Raw genomic sequence first — 16,820 nt, forward strand, 5'->3', positions numbered from 1 at the left:
CTGTTGTTCAGAGGCCTATGAGGTATGTCTACAAAACTTATTGGACTTGATCTAGGTCAAGGTCTGGTGATGTTGAGAGGAGTTTTGTGAGCGCATCAAAGAGTTATTGGAATGTGCCTCATGAAAATCTCGTCAATGTTTCTCCGTATGTTAGGTGTTTCGACCGCCCTGATGGTTGTGGCTCCGGTTGTGGCTTCTGCGCAGTCAACGGTTTACACGACAGCGCCGACGGTTACGTTGAATGCGCCGCGTGTGCAGGAGCAGTGTGGCCTTTTCGAAACATGCGCGAATACTAAGCAGGGGCTTGGTAAAGGTGATTTCTTGGTGCGTGTCTCGGCCTTGGGGGTTTTGCCTGAGAATACATATTCACGCGTGGGCGTGATTGGTGGGCATGTTTCTGCGACGAATCAGGTTATGCCGGAACTCACGTTTGAGTATTTTCTGACGGACCATATTTCAGTGGATTTGATTGCTGCGAGCACGCGCCATGAATTGGCTGTTCAGAATTCGGCACTTGGCAAAGTGGATCTAGGCAGCACATGGGTTTTGCCACCTACGATTACGGCTGCATGGCATTTCCGTCCGCACCGTCGCTTTAACCCCTATATCGGGGTAGGTATGACGCTCGCTTTTTTCTACAATATGAACCCGGCGGGGGGGGCTGTGCAGAAGCTGGATTTACGCACTACGGTTGGTCCTGCGGCTGATGTTGGGTTTGACTACCAAGTGGCAGGAAATTGGTTTGTCAATGTTGATGCTAAGCAAATGTTCTTGAGTGTACCTGCGTATATTAATGAGCGGGGAGGGGGTGTCGGGCCCTTTATTCACGCGCGTGATAGTTTGAATCCGACGACAGTGGCGGCCGGTATTGAATACCGTTTTTAATTCTGAGGTTTAAGGTGCGTGATGGAAAGCTTTCCTTGCATATGCGGGGGAGGCTTTTTTCATAGCGTGTCTGGTAGATGAATTTTTTGCAACATGTAACATCAATGTCTTGCCAAGCTGCCCCCATATGCGCCAGTCACGAAGCACATGAAGCGGGCAGCTCACAGGGTTTGTCCGAATTGAAGGTACGATGTGCCGAAGGTGCTTTGCACTGACATTTAGGGGCCGTGTTATCTGAATGCGGGCCACACTCTGGGCGGGGGTTATCTGTAAATATGCGCGGTTCACGCGCCAGCACATTGGCTAAGGTCTTTTTGTGCGTGGCTCTTTTGATTGTTGGTTACTTTATTGGTCATCGTTCGGTTGCACCGAGTTATAAGACAGATATCGAACCGGCTATGTTTACGGTTGACCATGGCGCCTTAGTTGTGCGCTCGCAAAGTCCTCTGCGCAAACGGTTGGTGGTGACGTCTGTTGCGCAGGGTGATGGCGCCTCTCATTTGCTGGTGCCGGGGCAAGTCATGGCTCCACCTGACCGGCAGGTCAATGTTCTCTCGCCTGCAACGGGTCTGATCACACAGGTTCAGGTGCAGTTGGGGCAGCACGTGACGCGTGGCCAAGTGTTGGCAACGATTGCGGCGGGTGACCTTGCGCAGGCATGGGCCGATGACCGCCGTGCGAAAGCGGCTTTGGATTTTACTCGGCGTGCTTATGATCGTGCGCGTGGTGTGCAAGCCGTTGGCGGCAATGCCGTAAAGGATATGCAGTCTGCACGAAATGATTTGGAGCAGGCGGAAGCCGAAGCGGAGCGTGCTTCGCAGCGTTTACAGACAATGACCAGCCGCCCGGATTATGCGGCTAAAGGTCTGATGGCGCTCGTCGCCCCTGTTGATGGTTTTATTGCATCGACCAAAATGGCACCGGGTCAAAACGTGACGGATGCCACCGCTGTGCAGATGACTTTGGTCGATCTCTCCACGGTGTGGGTTGCAGCATCTGCGCCGGAAGATCACCTAAACGCCTTGTCGGCCGGTGTGCATGTGGCCGCAGATTTCCCAGCTCTGCCAGGGCGCCACTGTGATGGTGAAGTGCTGACGCGTGATCCGGCACTGATGCCAGATACACGGCGTTTGAACTTGTATGTTGCTTGTTCTAACGCAGACGGTCTGTTGCGTCCGGGTATGTTTGCCAATGCGCAGATTGCGGTGCAGGAAGCGGGGGCATTGATGGTCCCAAAGACAGCATTGCTGATGAATAATGATCAGGTGTCTGTTTTCGTAGAAACAGCTCCTGATACGTTCCGCCGTCGCTATTTAGATATCGCTTATGATGAGGGCGATAACGTGCGGGTTCTTTCTGGTCTCTCTGCTGGCGAACGTATTGTAAGCAGTGGTGCCATTCTTCTGAACGACGACTGATCGGATAGTTTCAAGACTATGATTGAACGTTTCATCGGTTGGTGTTTCGGGCACCGAAGTGTTGTTTTCACCGTTGCTGTGCTGTTGGCGATTGCGGGTGGAATTGCGTATCAGGTTCTGCCTGTTGAGGCGTACCCAGATTTGGGTGCGGTTAACGTTGTTGTCACGACGCAGCAGCCGGGCTTGGCTGCTGAAGAAATGGAACAGCAGGTGACCATCCCTCTGGAGCGGACGCTTGCGAGCGTTCCCCGGGTGACGGATAGCCGTTCGACCAGCACGTTTGGCCTCTCTCTGATTACGTTGATTTTCAAAGAAGGGACGGATGTTTATTGGGCGCGGCAGCAGGTTGCGACGGTTATTGCGAACAACCCTCTTGCGAATGGTGCTCAGCCGACACTAGGGCCGATCTCTGGCACGACGGGTGAGATTTATCGCTATACGCTGGAGTCTGATGACAAAAACCTGATGGAATTGTCAGATCTTCAACGTTGGGTGGTTATTCCGGCGTTGATGCACATTCCAGGTGTTGTGAATGTTGATAACTTCGGTGGCTTCACGAAAGAGTACCAACTGGTTCTGAACCCTGCGGCGCTGATGCGTTATGGCATTGCGCTAGGGGATGTTGAGAGCGCAATCCGTAACAATAACGCCAATGCGGGTGGCGGTCGTATTACGCGTGGTGAGCAGTCTTATATTGTCCGTGGTGTGGGGATGATCCACTCCTTGGAGGATATGGGGAACATCGTTGTTACGCAGCGTAATGGCCTTCCGATTTTTGTGCATGATTTGGGCACGGTGCAGTTCGGCCATCAGGTGCGTGAAGGTATCTTGGGTAAAGACCATAACCCGGATACGATTGAGGGCGTTGTGGATATGTTGACGGGTGAGAACCCGTCTTTAGTTCTGCAAAATCTGCACGCGCAAGTGGATGCATTACAAAAGCGTTTGGCCCCACAGCACGTACGCATTGTGCCTTATATTGACCGTGACAATTTGGTTCAGGCGACGACACATAAAGTCACTGAAACCATGATTGAGGGGATCTTGCTGGTTGGGGTTATTTTGACCCTCTTCCTTGGTAGCCCGCGCAGTGCAATCGTGACGGCTGTGACGATTCCTATGGCTTTGGCTGTGGTCTTCGGCCTGATGCATCTTCTGGGGATGTCGGCCAATCTCTTCTCGCTTGGGGCAATTGACTTCGGTGTGATTGTGGATGGTGCGATTGTTGTTACGGAGACGATTTTGCGTCTGCGTGAAGACAAGCCCAATGAGCGCCTGAGCAGTTCGGATGTGTTGGTTGTGGCGAAGCGTGCAGGGCATGCAATCTTCTCGGCAACGCTGGTGATTATTTTGGCGTATAGCCCGCTTTTTGCGTTTGAAGGCAGTGAGGGAAAACTGTTCCGCCCCATGGCCTATACGGTGAGTTTTGCGCTCATTGGTGCGTTGTTATGTGCGCTGACATTGATCCCGTCTCTCAGCTATCTGGCACTGCGTAAGCCGAGCAAAATTTGGCATAACCGTCCTTTGGAATGGCTGCATGAGCGTTATACGCGCACGTTGGGTCACTTCATTGATAAGCCGTTTGTAGCGTTTGCCGGCGGTGCTGCGGCGTTGGTGGCTGTATTGGTGCTGGGCGTCTCGATCGGGCGTGAGTTCTTGCCGGACCTCGATGAAGGCGCGCTCTGGCTTCAGGTGCAGATGCCGACTGCTATTTCCATGGAAAAAGGCGAGCAATATGCGAATGAAATTCGTAATGTTATTCGTGAATTTCCGGAAACGTCTTACGCGATTACCCAAATGGGTCGTTCGGATGATGGTACAGATCCGTGGACGCCGTCGCATATTGAGATGCCAGTTGGCTTGAAGCCATATGATCAGTGGCCCGCAGGTGAAACGAAGGCGCAGTTTATTGCACGTCTGCGCTCACGTTTATCCCGTTTGCCGGGGATTGATTTTGGTATTAGCCAGCCAATTCAGGATCAGATGAGTGATCTGGTGGGCGGTGCGCATAGTCCGTTGGTGTTGCGTATTTATGGTGATGATTTCCAAGAATTGCGCCGTATTGGGCAGCAGGTCGTGGATATTTTGCATCAGGTGCCGGGCACCGCAGAAGCGTCGATCTTCCAAGAGCCGCGTATCCCGCAAATTGCTGTGCAGGCGGACCGTCTAGCGGCGGCGCGTTATGGGATTAATGTTTCTGATATTGCGGATATGGTTTCTGGCGCGATTGGTGATGCACCACTCACGACGGTGTATAGTAACGCACGTTTTTATAATGCGACGTTGCATGTGCCGCATGATCAAACGCATGACTTGGAATATCTCAAGCAGTTACCTCTGCTGGATGGTTCGGGTGCGTATGTGCCGCTTGCACAGGTGGCATCGGTTGGCTTGCATATGGGGGAAAGTAACATTGCCCATGAGATGAGCCACCGCCAGATTACCATTCGTGTGGATAATGGCGATCGTCCGCTGTCTCAGTATTTGGCTGATGCGCAAGCGCGGATTGATCAGGCTGTGCGTTATGATCCGAAGCAGTATTCGCTTGAATGGGCAGGGTCTTTCCAGCAGCAACAACGGGCGCAAAAGCGTCTGACGGTTGCGTTAGCTGTGATGTTCGCGGCGATGTTGGTGCTGTTGTACATTGGCTTTGGTCAGTTGCGTCATGCACTGCTGATTTTGAGTGTGGTGCCTTTGGCAACGTTGGGTGGTTTGATCGCGCTGCATCTGCGTGGAGAGACGCTGAACATTGCAACGGCTGTTGGGTTTATCGCTCTCTTCGGTGTGGCGGTGCAAAACGGGATCATCATGATTTCCAGCATTAACCGACACCGTGCGGAGGGGATGTCTGTGCGTGATGCGACCATCGCAGGGGCGGGGGAACGTTTCCGGCCGGTGCTGATGACGGCGACGGTGGCGAGTGCGGGGATGCTACCTGCCGCGATGGCGACGGGTATTGGCACGGACGTGCAGCGTGGCCTTGCAACGGTTGTTGTTGGTGGTTTGGGTATTGCGACGTTGCTGACATTGTTCGTGCTGCCGGTTTATTTCAGTGAGCTTGAGATCTGGATTGAAAACCGTGCAGCACGCCGCCCGCAACGTCAGGATGATGAAGGCGAGGTACGCTCATGAGACACGTAGTGATGAAGCGGGCTTTTCGTCTGACATCCGTATTATGTGCGACGGTGTGCGTGGCCGCTTGTGCGGTGGGGCCGGATTCTAAACCGCCGATTATGGCGGATAAGATTGGTTACCAAGCGCAGTCGGTCAAAGATACGGTCGGGGCGGCGGGCAGTGGTTTTAACGCGGCGCAGCACTTTGCTCAGGGCAGTGATGTGTCGGGCACGTGGTGGGAAATCTTTGGCAATGCTCAGCTGAATGCACTGGTGTTGCAAGCGCTGGATAATAACCAGACGCTGCACGGCATGCAGGATGCGCTTAAAGCGGCTTGGGAGCAGCGTCGGGTTGAAGGGGCATCACTGTATCCGTCTGTCTCTGGGCAGTTGATGGTGACCCGTAATAAGACGTCTTATGCGCTGTCTAACGTGCCGTTTGCCAATGAATGGTTGTATAATCTGCATACGCTGCAATTGAATATTGGGTATGTGCCGGATCTTTGGGGTGGTAACCGTCGGGCCATTCAGGCCTCTGGCGCGGATGCGGATGTACAGCGGTTCCAAGTGGAAGCAACAGCGCTGACCATGATCACCAATTTGGTGGAGTCCGCTTTGCAGGAAGCGTCCTTGCGGGCGCAGATTGATGCGACGACCATTCAGATTGAGACGCAGCGTCATACGCTGAGGATCATCTCAGCGCAAAATCGCCTTGGTGATATGTCGCAACAGGATATTGCGGCTCAGACAGCTTCTGTTGCGCAGTTGGAAGCAAGTTTGCCACCATTGCAGCAGCAATTGGAGCAGACGCGCCATCAGATTGCTGTTTTGGTCGGGCAATCACCAGATGCGCCGTTACCAGTGTTTACGTTGGATAAGTTTACGTTACCGGCGCAGCTACCGCTGACTGTGCCGTCTGACCTGTTAAATCAGCGCCCGGATATTCGAGCGGCACAAGCGCAGATTGATGGTGCGGCGGCGCGTGTCGGTGTGGCGATTGCGAACCGCCTGCCGAACGTGCAGTTAAGTGCCTTGCCCGGGCAGGTCGTGGGTAAGTTTACGGAGTTCTTTACACCGAGCTTTAGTAACTGGTTTATCGGTGCGACGTTGACGCAGCCAATTTTCCAAGGTGGTTCATTGCTGCATGCGGAGCGTGAAGCGCGGGATAATCTGTTGCAGGCGAATGAGTTGTACAAGGCAACCGTGTTGAGCGCTGTGCAGAATGTAGCGGATACGCTCTCGGCCCTTCAGGCGGATGCGGCCGCATTACAGGCGAACCAAAAGAACTTTGATGCGGCGACAAAGAGTTTGAAGATTGCCCAAGCACAGTTGCGCTTGGGGGATGTTAGCGTATCGACCCTTCTTCAGGCACAGCAAGCGCAGGCGCAAGCGCGCGTGGCCTTGGTGCAGGCGCAAGGTGCACGATTCTCGGATAGTGTTGCGTTGTTCCAATCTTTGGGTGGTGGTTGGTGGCACCGCAATGACTTGGGCATGACACCGAAAGAGCAGAAAAAACTGGGTAAATCACTCGTTCCGTGGTGATGTGTGGCGGGAGATATACTTTAGTATATCTCCCGTAAACTTTAAGTATTCTCATATATATTCATAATGGATTGCTCTGTTGTGGGAGGGTGTGCACATTGCCCCCGCAACTGAGGAGGGTGTTGTTTTGAGAACAGAGCCAGCCTCGCTCCATGCTGCGTTTGTCGGTATTTCTCCTGCATAGGGGCCGGTTTTTGAAAGCCGGGAATGTTTATGAGCCAATTTGATCGTGTGTTTCAGGCCTTGTTTGGTGTGTTTTTTACGCGCCACAAGACGGCTCGGCATTTACGGCGAAGAGCGATTTTGGAGACGTTTCGTTCTTCTGCGAACCCTAAGCATGACCGAGCTTTTCGGTATGTATCCCGGGCGATGCGGCGTGTGGCGCAAGATGATGTGCTGGAAGCCATTGCGCGTTTGTCTTCGCATGAAGAGGGTTTGACGGAGCTGGAGGTTGAAAAATACCGCAAGCGTTTTGGCCCGAATACGGTTGATTATGAAGCTGCTATGCCGTGGTGGCGGCATTTATGGCAGTGCTACCGGAACCCGTTTAATGTTCTCTTGAGTGTTTTGGCTCTGTTGTCAGGGCTGACGCATGATCTGCGGGCCACCATTGTTATTGGCACAATGGTGCTGCTGAGCACGCTTATTCGGTTTGTGCAGGAGGGGCGGTCCAACCAAGCGGCTGAACGCTTGAAAAATATGGTGAGCACCACAGCATCCGTGCTGCGCCGTCCGTCTATGAATGATGAAATTGTCGGGATTGGGCGCAAATATTTTGGCGTGAACCTGCATTTGGATAGTGATACTCGGCATATTGAAGTACCGATCAGTGAGTTGGTGCCGGGTGACCATGTGGTTCTCTCGGCCGGGGATATGATCCCGGCGGATTGCCGTTTGCTAACGGCTAAAGATTTGTTTGTTTCCCAAGCCGCCATGACGGGGGAAGCACTGCCCGTTGAAAAGTTTTCGGCATTGGATCAGCCGTTTGAGACGGTGTTTGATGCAGCGAATTTGGTGTTCATGGGCACGAATGTTGTTTCGGGCTCCGCTGTCGCGCTGGTGGTGGCGACGGGGCGTCAGACGTATTTTGGGACATTGTCTGAGCGCTTAGGTATGCAGGACCGAAACCCAACGGCATTTCAGGCTGGGGTGAACGGTGTGAGTTGGCTCTTGATCCGTTTTGCTTTGATCATGGCGCCGGTTGTGCTGTTGATTAATGGGTTCACGAAAGGCAGTTGGGTTGAGGCTGCAGTTTTTGCGTTATCTGTCGCTGTTGGGCTTACGCCTGAAATGTTGCCGATGATTGTGACATCGACCTTGGCAAAAGGGGCGGTGGCGCTTTCTCGGAAAAAGGTCATCGTCAAGCATCTGGACGCGATTCAAAATTTTGGTGCGATGGATGTTTTATGCACCGATAAGACCGGGACATTAACGCAGGACCGTATCGCGCTGGAGCGCCATACGGATGTGCTGGGTCAGTCTTCTGATGATGTGTTGCGTTATGCGTATTTGAATAGTGCGTATCAGACGGGGCTGAAAAATCTTCTGGATCATGCGGTGTTGCAGCATGTGGAGTTGCAGCATGAGTTGGTGAATGCGCAGGGCTATACCAAGGTTGATGAGGTTCCGTTTGATTTTGAGCGCAAGCGTATGTCGGTCATCGTGGAAGGCGGGAGTGGTGAACGGACGCTGATTTGTAAGGGCGCGCTTGAGGAAATTCTGTCGGCCTGTACGCATCTGCGTTTGAGCAAGCAGGCTGAAAGTACGGCTCTTGACCAAGAAATGTTGGAGCGCGTTCGGTCCGTCGCCGCAGATTTGAATCGGCAGGGATTGCGCGTGGTTGCTGTGGCCATTCGTGAGGATTTGGGAGAGCAATCGGTCTTTGGTGTGGCGGATGAAGCTGGGCTGACGCTGCTGGGTTATATGGCCTTTTTGGATCCGCCGAAGGAGAGCACGGCCCCAGCGTTGAAGGCGTTGGCATCGCATGGTGTGGCGGTAAAGGTTCTGACCGGTGATACGGAGCTTGTGGCTTTGCAGGTCTGCCGCCAAGTGGGGCTGGAGCATTGCCGTTATTTGCTGGGTGTTCAGATTGAGAAAATGAATGATGAAACGCTGGCGCATGCGGTTGAGCGGCATCAGTTGTTTGCGCGTCTGACCCCGGCGCATAAAGACCGGATTGTGGGTGCTTTGCGTGCGAATGGGCATGTGGTGGGCTTCATGGGGGATGGGATTAATGACGCCCCGGCTCTGCGTGCTGCGGATGTTGGTATCTCGGTTGATACGGGGGTCGATATCGCGAAGGAAGCGGCGGATATTATCTTGCTCGAAAAGAGTTTGATGGTGTTGGAGCAGGGCGTTTTGGAAGGCCGGCGGACCTTTGTGAACATGCTCAAATATATCCGTATGACGGCGAGTTCTAATTTCGGGAATGTGTTCTCGGTATTGATCGGTAGTGCGTTTTTGCCCTTTCTGCCGATGTTGCCTTTGCAGCTTTTGGTGCAGAATCTACTGTACGATATTTCCCAAATTGCGCTGCCTTTTGATAATGTTGACCGTGATTTGGTGGCAAAACCTTTGAAGTGGGACCCGAAAGATGTGGGGCGCTTCATGCTGTTTTTCGGCCCGTTAAGCTCTATTTTTGATATCGCGACCTATGTGTTGTTGTGGTGGGTTTTTGGAGCGAATGATAGTGCGCATCAGGCATTGTTTCAGTCGGGCTGGTTTGTTGAAGGCCTTTTGACCCAGACGTTGATTGTGCACATGATCCGGTCTCCGAAATTGCCGTTCTTGCAAAGCACAGCCTCACTGCCGTTGATTGTGACCACGGCCGTTATTATTGCGGTGGCGTTGTTCCTACCGATGAGTCCTCTGGCGGGGTATTTTGGGTTTGAAGCATTGCCCGGTACGTTTTACCCGTGGCTTATCGTGATTGTGCTGGGTTATGCTGTGCTGACGACAGTCATGAAGAGATTTTATGCGCGCCGCTTCGGGTGGGTATGAGTGTACGATCAGACAGATAAAGAGGCTTCATGAGCGGCTGGCATTTTGCGACCTTAAGTGAAACGGGTGAAACTCTGGTGAATCTGCTCTGCGCGTTTGTGCTGGGCGGGATCATCGGCATTGAACGGCAGGTGCGGCAGCGTACGGCAGGGTTGCGTACGAATACGCTGGTTGCTGTTGGGGCTGCGATTTTTGTGTCTCTGGGGACGCGTCTGCATGAGTTGCAGGGTGGCTCTCAGACGGCGATTACGATTGTAGCTTATGTCGTATCGGGTATCGGCTTTTTGGGTGCCGGCGCGATTATGAAAGAAGGGGCCAGTGTGTCTGGCCTGAACACTGCGGCGACTGTGTGGGGCTCTGGTGCAGTAGGGGCCTGTGCTGGTGCGGGCATTTTGGACGAGGCGTTTTTAGCGGCGTTTTTCGTTTTGGCATCAAATACGCTGCTGCGGCCTCTCGTTAATCACATTAACCGTTTGCCGTTCCGTGAGGAAAGTGGCGAGGCCACTTATGTGGTTTATGTGATTTGTGAGCGTTGGGTACGGTCTGATCTGCGTGATGCGGTTGCGGAGATTTTGGAGCTGGCTAGCTATCCCGTCCGGCAGATTGAGGATCATCCATTCGGTGATGATGAGGTGGAATTGTCCTTCACGCTCTATGCAACAGCCGTTCAAGTGGAAGAGTTGGATATTGCGATGGAGCGTGTTGAAGATATGGAAGGTGTTCGGCAGGCGTTTTGGAACTCAGGTGAAGAGTCGTGAGTCGATAAAAGGGTTTTGGGCAGGTGTAGCGAGTTGCACCGGTTGGGCTGCATCTTTGAGGGTAACTGCCGTATGACCGGCGGCGTCTCCATCGGCTTGGAGGGGGACGCCATCGGGGTGAGTTATTGTTACATGTGCGCCTTTGAGGGATATGACGCCTGGCAGGCGGCTCATGCGGCTTTGTGGGAGTGCCATCCCTGCGCGTAGGGCGGAAAAGACACCGCCATGGCGGAATAAGGTAATGGAGAAGCCCGGGCGATCTGGGCGCGCGGTGGGGTCTAGTGTGTATGGACCGCCATAGAGGCGGCCTTTGCTGATAATGGCGTTGGCTGCGGTGTAGGTGCTGCCATCGACGGTGACGGTGAGGTCTGGGAAGGGGTATTTGGGCAGTTCTGTCAGTGTTTGAATGATATAGGCATTCCGTCCGACAGCGCGTTTGAGGTGTAGATTGATGGCATGCACGACATGGGCGTCAAAACCGGCACCAACCATTTGAACAAAGAGTTTGGTTTGATGATTGGTTTGCATCATCCCCGGCCAGAGATGGGTGCTGTGGGGGGATGTCAGTGTGGCGGCGAGGTCTTTGGTGTGGAAGGGGATGCCATATTCATGGGCCAGAACATTGGCTGTGCCGAGCGGAATAATTCCGAGGCGGGCTGAACTGCCGATCATACCGGAGACGGTTTCAGCAATGGTGCCATCGCCTCCTGCGGCAATGATGATGCGGGCACCAGCCTCAGCCGCTTCACGAGCGAGGCTTGAGGCGTGTCCGCCGTAACGGGTTTCCATGATTTTAACGGAAATGCCATGCGCGAGCAGGCAGTCCAGAACGGCCCAGAGCTTGCGTGTATTGCGGCGGCCCGCCGTGGGGTTGTGGATCACGTACATGGCGCCGTCTCCTGTCGAAACCGTATAATAAGGTTAAGCCTTGATGGAGTGATTTGAACGCTATTCTTGGGGTTCTGACCATCGGCACGGAAGCGAAATCATGAAACTGTCACGTGGCAAGGAGAAGGAATCGTTTAAAACAGAGCATGTCCTAGGACTGTAATAGCGAGGGGGCGGGTCCCATGCGTTTCACAGTGGAAAGTTCCGAGCCGACGTCTTATCGATCGGTTTTTATTTCGGACATTCATATGGGTACACGAGGAAGTCGTGTTGCTCTGACAACTGACTTCTTACGTACTATTACGTGTGAGCGCCTTTACCTTGTTGGTGATATTATTGACGGGTGGAGACTTCGACGTGCGTGGTATTGGGATGAGGCGCATGATGAATTTCTTCGTCTGATCTTGCGGTTGGCACGTAATGGCACCGAAGTCATTTATATCCCCGGAAACCATGACGAGATGCTCCGCAATTGGCTCTCGATGGAATTAAAAATTGCTTCTATCCGCTTGGTGCCAAAGGCTGAGCATATTGCTGCGGATGGGCGTAAATATCTGGTCATTCATGGCGATGAGTTTGATAGCATTGTCCGGTGTTATCCGCTTTTGGCGGTGTTGGGCGATCATGCTTATACGGCGGCTCTGTTCCTTAATCGTTGGATTAATGTCGCACGTCGTAAGTTGGGTTTGCCGTATCGCTCATTCTCTGCATGGGCTAAAAAGCGCGTGAAAAGTGCGGTTAAAGCGATTGATCGTTTTGAAATGGCGCTGGCACGTGAAGCGAAGCAAATTGGTGCAGATGGTGTAATCTGTGGGCATATTCATACGGCTGAAATCCGCGATATTGGCGGTGTGACGTATATGAACACTGGGGATTGGGTAGAAAGCTGCACCGCTCTGGTGGAAAAATGGGATGGCCAGTTTGAGCTCGTTGACTGGACCGCGCGGATGCATGAGGCGTGGAAGACCACGCTGTCTGAGATTAATAAGCCTGCTGGTGCGCTTGGGGATGATTTGAAACCTGTGCTGGCGCAGATGATGCAGCAGGGTATGTCCTCCGACACCACAATGGAAGCAAAGCAAACAGCGTGACAGAGACACCTCGCGTTTTACGACGTATTTTGATTGCTACGGATGCGTGGCACCCTCAGGTCAATGGCGTTGTGCGCACAATGTCCATCGTGGTGGAAGAACTGCGTAAGCGCGGCCATGAGGTACGCGTTGTGGGGCCAGATCAGTTCCACACCGTGCCGTGCCCGACTTATCCGGAAATTCGCTTGGCAACACGGCCGGGTGGGAAGTTTGCGCAGATTATGCGGGAATTTCGGCCTGAGGTGCTGCATATCGTTACAGAGGGTCCCATCGGTTGGGCTGCTTGGCGCTGGGCGCGCAAGAAGGGTGTGCCGTTTACGACCTCCTATCACACGCGTTTCCCGGAATATGTGCAGGCGCGGATTAAGTTTGGTCTGAACCTCTCTTATCGTCTGTTGCGGCACTTTCACAATGCGGCCTCGGCGACGTTAGTGGCCACGGCGAGCTTGCGGGAAGATTTGGAATGGCGTGGCTTTACGCGTTTAAGCCCGTGGACGCGTGGGGTTAATCTGGAGCGTTTTGCGCCGGAGCCGCGTTGTGACTGGAAAGCACGACTGGGCGTATCAGGCCCGATCTTTATTTATGTTGGGCGCGTTGCGGTTGAGAAGAATATCGAGGCGTTTTTGTCGCTAGATCTTCCCGGTACGAAAGTGGTTGTGGGGGATGGGCCGCAGCGTCCGGCTTTGGAACAAAAATTCCCTCAGGCGTTTTTTACAGGGCGTTTGGATGAGGGGGAGCTATCAGCCGCTTATGCTGGGGGCGATGTTTTCGTGTTCCCAAGTGTGACGGATACGTTTGGTCTTGTGCTGTTGGAGGCATTGGCCAGTGGCACGCCGTGTGCTGCATATGATGTGACGGGGCCGCGCGATATTCTTGCAGGGACGAATGGGCGCATTGGTTCTGTTGGGTCCGATTTGAAAGCAGCGTGTTTGGCTGCGTTGAAGGCTGATCGGGCGGAATGTCGGAAACATGCTGAGCGCTTTACCTGGGAAGCGTGTACGGATTTGTTTGAGGGCGTGTTGCAGCCGTTTTTTGAGGGCTAGTTGTTGAGATCTTGTGGTTGTTGGACGAGTTATCCTGAAGATTGCGTGTGGGCACCGAGGTAGTTTTGTTTGGCACATGCCTAGGGAACGGATATTAACATTTCTAGATCATTATGATTATAGTTGGCGCATTTTTATGGGACTAGGGCCATTCAAGTGCGTGTAAAAAAATATATTAATGTCTTACGTCAGTACAAGAATTCGGTTGATGCTCGTGTGACGGCGTTGAGTTTTTGGCACTTCATTCTTGTTTTTTCTGTCATGACGGAGGTTGTTAAAGTTATAGTTGGTGCTGTGGCGTCAATATTATTATCTGACCCTGTGGAAAGAGTACCGTGGTCCAATACATTTAATGTTGAAGATTACATTAGGTTGATTTTTCTTGCTGTATGTATCGGACCTCTTCTTGAGACGTTATTTTTTCAGAGTTTTATTCTGTTTATAATGAAAAAATTTTTCAAAAATTCTCCGCTTTTTCCAATCATCATATCAGGAATAATATTTGGCATAAATCATTATTATAGTTCGGTATATGTGGTATTCATGATGTTTGTCGGTTTTTTGTGGGCATATGGATATGAAAATAGAATAAAATCACAGAATAACCCTTTCTTCTCGATTTTTTTAGTTCATTCAATTACGAATTCGTTTTCTATTTTGGCTTTATTTTTAATGCAGCATCATTCTTTTCACTGGAGAAGCATGTAATGGTGCCTCTCCAGTGAGTGATTTGGGGTAATATAAATATTAAACCGTCGTTAGTTTAACATATTCCTCACGGAAACGGCGGAAGATGCCGAAGAGTACGGCATCTTGAACCTTACTGGCGTCTTTGGGGGTGCTGAGGCGTACGGTCATGACCATGGTGACGGTGGCATCGCCCAAAGCATTGATGCGGACAGTTGGTGCGGGATCAGCGAGGACTTCGTCACGTTCAGCCGCAATCTCGATGAGTTTGGCGCGTACGGCATCAAGGTCACAGGATGTTGGGACATTGAAGGTCATGGATAATGCGCTGGTGGCGCCGGAGAAGGTGGCGTTTTTTACGCTGGACGTGATGAATTGTGAGTTCGGCACGATCACCGTTGAGCCGTCGCTCAGGTTGAGTTCTGTGGCGCGAATGCTGATGCGTTTGACATCGCCACGATTGCCCGAAATTTCGACCACGTCACCAATACGTACCGGGCGCTCTGCGAGGAGAATAATGCCGGAGACGAAGTTCTGGACAATAGATTGAAGGCCAAAACCGATACCGACTGAGAGGGCACTGACCACCCATGTCAGGTTTTGAACAGACAGGCCAGCGAGGCTGAGTTCAAACAACCCAACCAAGATCCATGAGCAATAGGTGAAAATGGAGGTGATGGAATTACGTGCGCCGATATCGAGGCGTGTTGTGGGGAGAAAACGATCTCGGATCCACTGGCGGACTTGTTGGATTAGGTAAGAGGCCGCGAAGAAAATGAGGATAATGGTGAGGATTGTGCCGAGGGAGACATGTACGCCACCAATGGTATTGCCGATAAAGAGTAAGCGCAGACGTTCACCGACATCTCCGGGGTTGGCGCTGCCACTGCTTTGAGCGGTGGAGACGAGGAGGAAAAAGAGAAACAGATTGCCTAGCCCAGAGAGTAGGACCGTCAGTTGTTGGAGGCGGCGTTCTGGTAGGCCAAGTCCGCTGAGATGTCGGCCAATGCGGCCTTCTGGGTCAAGCAACTGCTCAAGCGCGTGACGCCAGAAGAGAGCGAGTAGTCCGGTGGTGAGGAGGGCCGTGCCGAGCGTGAGCAGCCAGCCGATGAGGAAAAATGCGGTTGGTGTATGGCGTAGAAGAATAGCGGCGCTGCTGAGGATGAAGGTGAGCACCACGAGGCCGAGCAATGAGGGGGCGAAGCTGTTCGTGCCTTCGATGGAGCGGAGTTTACGGAAGATCAGGATCGCGGTGATATTGACGCTTAATACGAACAGAATTTCGAGGACAATGAGCAGCGTTGGCCCAAAGACATCTTGTTCAAGAGCTGTGCGCAGGATGTTGAGCGTCACGATTGCGATGGCGAGTGCACCATCGATTTTACGCAGGAGTGCGGCAAGGTCCGAGTGGTGGTGGGCGAGGGGGCTATGACGCCCGGTCAGTGCGTGGCCTGTGCCGATAATGAAGCCGCAGAAAGGCAGGGTCTGCGCGAGTGTGAGTGCGAAGATATTACCATCAAGAGCGGGGCCACCGGGGAGAAGCGCTATGAGTATAGCCCAGAGGAGGCCCGCAACGATGGCGCCGACCAATCCGCCCAGGAAGGTTACGAAGATACCACCGCGGAGGGAGGTCCCAATCGTTGGGGTTTCTTCGTCTTCCGAGATGGCTGGTGTGCGTAGGGCGACCCGCAAGATAGCGGGGATAATGAGCGGGGTGATGAGGAGTGTGGCGAGGAGGCTGCCCAGTAGTGTTCCCCAATACTCTAATGTGCCGCCTTTATGGAAAGAGCCGTGATTTTCAGCGTTTTCTGAGGCAAGGCTGGACCAGAAATGAGGGCTGAGTGGAGACGGAACAGGCTCCCACAATGTGGCGTGGTGCAGGCGCATACGGCGGGCATTGAGGGTTGTGATGAGCTGTTGGGCTTGGAGTGCGTACAGCTTGGCGCGCATCAGAGATGTTTGCACGGCTTGGGCGTTGCTGAGGAGGGCGGCGCGCTGGGTTGTTATGGCGCTATCTTCATGGTCTGCGGCTTTAGGGCCGAGGATTTTAAGATAAGATTGGGTGATGTCATCAAAGGCTTGAAGCTGATCGATCGTGCCGCGCATGGCTTGTTGTGTCGTTTGCGCTTGGTGGATCAGCGTATCTAATGTGCTGTTGTCAGGGTTGGTGCTCGCTTGGTCTAGGCTCGTATTGATATTTTGGAGGTCGTGAGCGCTATCATCAAGGCTATGCCCAATTGTCGTTGAGATGTTGCGCCAGTCTTGCCCGACAATGGTGAGGTTGGGTGCGGCTTTTATGGACGAAATGGATGCGCAGAGCGTGATGAAGGCGAGGATGCACAACTGTAATGCGCGTCTGTAGCGGTGTGTGTGGTGGGAAAGAGGCGACATTAGG

11 protein-coding genes are annotated in these 16,820 nt (G+C 52.9%); 9 read left to right on the forward strand and 2 right to left on the reverse strand.

From position 1 onward, the window contains the following. Positions 1-171: 171 nt before the first annotated feature. From NTH01S_RS00420 to NTH01S_RS00445, 6 genes are all read left to right on the forward strand, one after another. The gene (locus NTH01S_RS00420; protein WP_370664288.1) at positions 172-885 is read left to right on the forward strand and encodes an OmpW/AlkL family protein; all 714 of its coding nucleotides are present in this window, start codon (positions 172-174) and stop codon (positions 883-885) included. A 275-nt stretch (positions 886-1,160) separates the two neighbouring features. Continuing rightward, complete coding sequence (locus tag NTH01S_RS00425) at positions 1,161-2,303, forward strand: efflux RND transporter periplasmic adaptor subunit (protein WP_068167673.1); 1,143 nt, start codon at positions 1,161-1,163, stop codon at positions 2,301-2,303. A gap of 18 nt (positions 2,304-2,321) precedes the next feature. Beyond that, the gene (locus NTH01S_RS00430; RefSeq protein WP_068167675.1) at positions 2,322-5,435 is read left to right on the forward strand and encodes an efflux RND transporter permease subunit; all 3,114 of its coding nucleotides are present in this window, start codon (positions 2,322-2,324) and stop codon (positions 5,433-5,435) included. Then, on the forward strand, positions 5,432-6,958 hold the full coding sequence (locus NTH01S_RS00435; protein ID WP_245642014.1) for an efflux transporter outer membrane subunit: 1,527 nt from the start codon (positions 5,432-5,434) through the stop codon (positions 6,956-6,958). Before NTH01S_RS00430 ends, NTH01S_RS00435 begins: the two co-directional genes overlap by 4 nt. 213 nt (positions 6,959-7,171) lie before the next feature. Next, complete coding sequence (gene mgtA / locus NTH01S_RS00440) at positions 7,172-9,958, forward strand: magnesium-translocating P-type ATPase (RefSeq protein WP_084366824.1); 2,787 nt, start codon at positions 7,172-7,174, stop codon at positions 9,956-9,958. Positions 9,959-9,987: 29 nt separating this feature from the next. Then, the gene (locus NTH01S_RS00445; RefSeq protein ID WP_068167679.1) at positions 9,988-10,716 is read left to right on the forward strand and encodes an MgtC/SapB family protein; all 729 of its coding nucleotides are present in this window, start codon (positions 9,988-9,990) and stop codon (positions 10,714-10,716) included. Here NTH01S_RS00445 and NTH01S_RS00450 read toward each other — a convergent pair. Further along, positions 10,699-11,604, reverse strand: coding sequence for a diacylglycerol/lipid kinase family protein (locus NTH01S_RS00450; RefSeq protein ID WP_068167681.1), 906 nt, complete (start codon positions 11,602-11,604; stop codon positions 10,699-10,701). The two genes, NTH01S_RS00445 and NTH01S_RS00450, sit on opposite strands and share 18 nt — an antisense overlap. 182 nt (positions 11,605-11,786) lie before the next feature. Between NTH01S_RS00450 and NTH01S_RS00455 the strand changes: the two genes are divergently transcribed. From NTH01S_RS00455 to NTH01S_RS00465, 3 genes are all read left to right on the forward strand, one after another. Further along, positions 11,787-12,695 carry a UDP-2,3-diacylglucosamine diphosphatase gene (locus tag NTH01S_RS00455; RefSeq protein ID WP_068167683.1) on the forward strand — a complete coding sequence of 303 codons (909 nt, stop codon included), beginning with the start codon at positions 11,787-11,789 and terminating at the stop codon, positions 12,693-12,695. Then, positions 12,692-13,738, forward strand: a complete 1,047-nt coding sequence (locus NTH01S_RS00460; RefSeq protein WP_267288019.1) for a glycosyltransferase family 4 protein — start codon at positions 12,692-12,694, stop codon at positions 13,736-13,738. Before NTH01S_RS00455 ends, NTH01S_RS00460 begins: the two co-directional genes overlap by 4 nt. Before the next feature lie 123 nt (positions 13,739-13,861). Next, the gene (locus NTH01S_RS00465; protein ID WP_157070806.1) at positions 13,862-14,446 is read left to right on the forward strand and encodes a CPBP family glutamic-type intramembrane protease; all 585 of its coding nucleotides are present in this window, start codon (positions 13,862-13,864) and stop codon (positions 14,444-14,446) included. A gap of 39 nt (positions 14,447-14,485) precedes the next feature. Here NTH01S_RS00465 and NTH01S_RS00470 read toward each other — a convergent pair whose 3' ends face one another. Further along, positions 14,486-16,816, reverse strand: coding sequence for a DUF3772 domain-containing protein (locus NTH01S_RS00470; protein ID WP_068167687.1), 2,331 nt, complete (start codon positions 16,814-16,816; stop codon positions 14,486-14,488). Positions 16,817-16,820: the final 4 nt, after the last annotated feature.

It is taken from the genome of Neokomagataea thailandica NBRC 106555 (assembly GCF_001598495.1).
Classification (GTDB): domain Bacteria; phylum Pseudomonadota; class Alphaproteobacteria; order Acetobacterales; family Acetobacteraceae; genus Gluconobacter; species Gluconobacter thailandicus_A.

Excerpts from the sequence above, each read along its gene's own strand:
- NTH01S_RS00420 (WP_370664288.1), top strand. The coding sequence starts at position 172 with ATGGTTGTGGCTCCGGTTGTGGCTTCTGCGCAGTCAACGGTTTACACG.
- NTH01S_RS00425 (WP_068167673.1), top strand. The coding sequence starts at position 1,161 with ATGCGCGGTTCACGCGCCAGCACATTGGCTAAGGTCTTTTTGTGCGTG.
- NTH01S_RS00430 (WP_068167675.1), top strand. The coding sequence starts at position 2,322 with ATGATTGAACGTTTCATCGGTTGGTGTTTCGGGCACCGAAGTGTTGTT.
- NTH01S_RS00435 (WP_245642014.1), top strand. The coding sequence starts at position 5,432 with ATGAGACACGTAGTGATGAAGCGGGCTTTTCGTCTGACATCCGTATTA.
- mgtA (WP_084366824.1), top strand. The coding sequence starts at position 7,172 with ATGAGCCAATTTGATCGTGTGTTTCAGGCCTTGTTTGGTGTGTTTTTT.
- NTH01S_RS00445 (WP_068167679.1), top strand. The coding sequence starts at position 9,988 with ATGAGCGGCTGGCATTTTGCGACCTTAAGTGAAACGGGTGAAACTCTG.
- NTH01S_RS00450 (WP_068167681.1), bottom strand. The coding sequence starts at position 11,604 with ATGTACGTGATCCACAACCCCACGGCGGGCCGCCGCAATACACGCAAG.
- NTH01S_RS00455 (WP_068167683.1), top strand. The coding sequence starts at position 11,787 with ATGCGTTTCACAGTGGAAAGTTCCGAGCCGACGTCTTATCGATCGGTT.
- NTH01S_RS00470 (WP_068167687.1), bottom strand. The coding sequence starts at position 16,816 with ATGTCGCCTCTTTCCCACCACACACACCGCTACAGACGCGCATTACAG.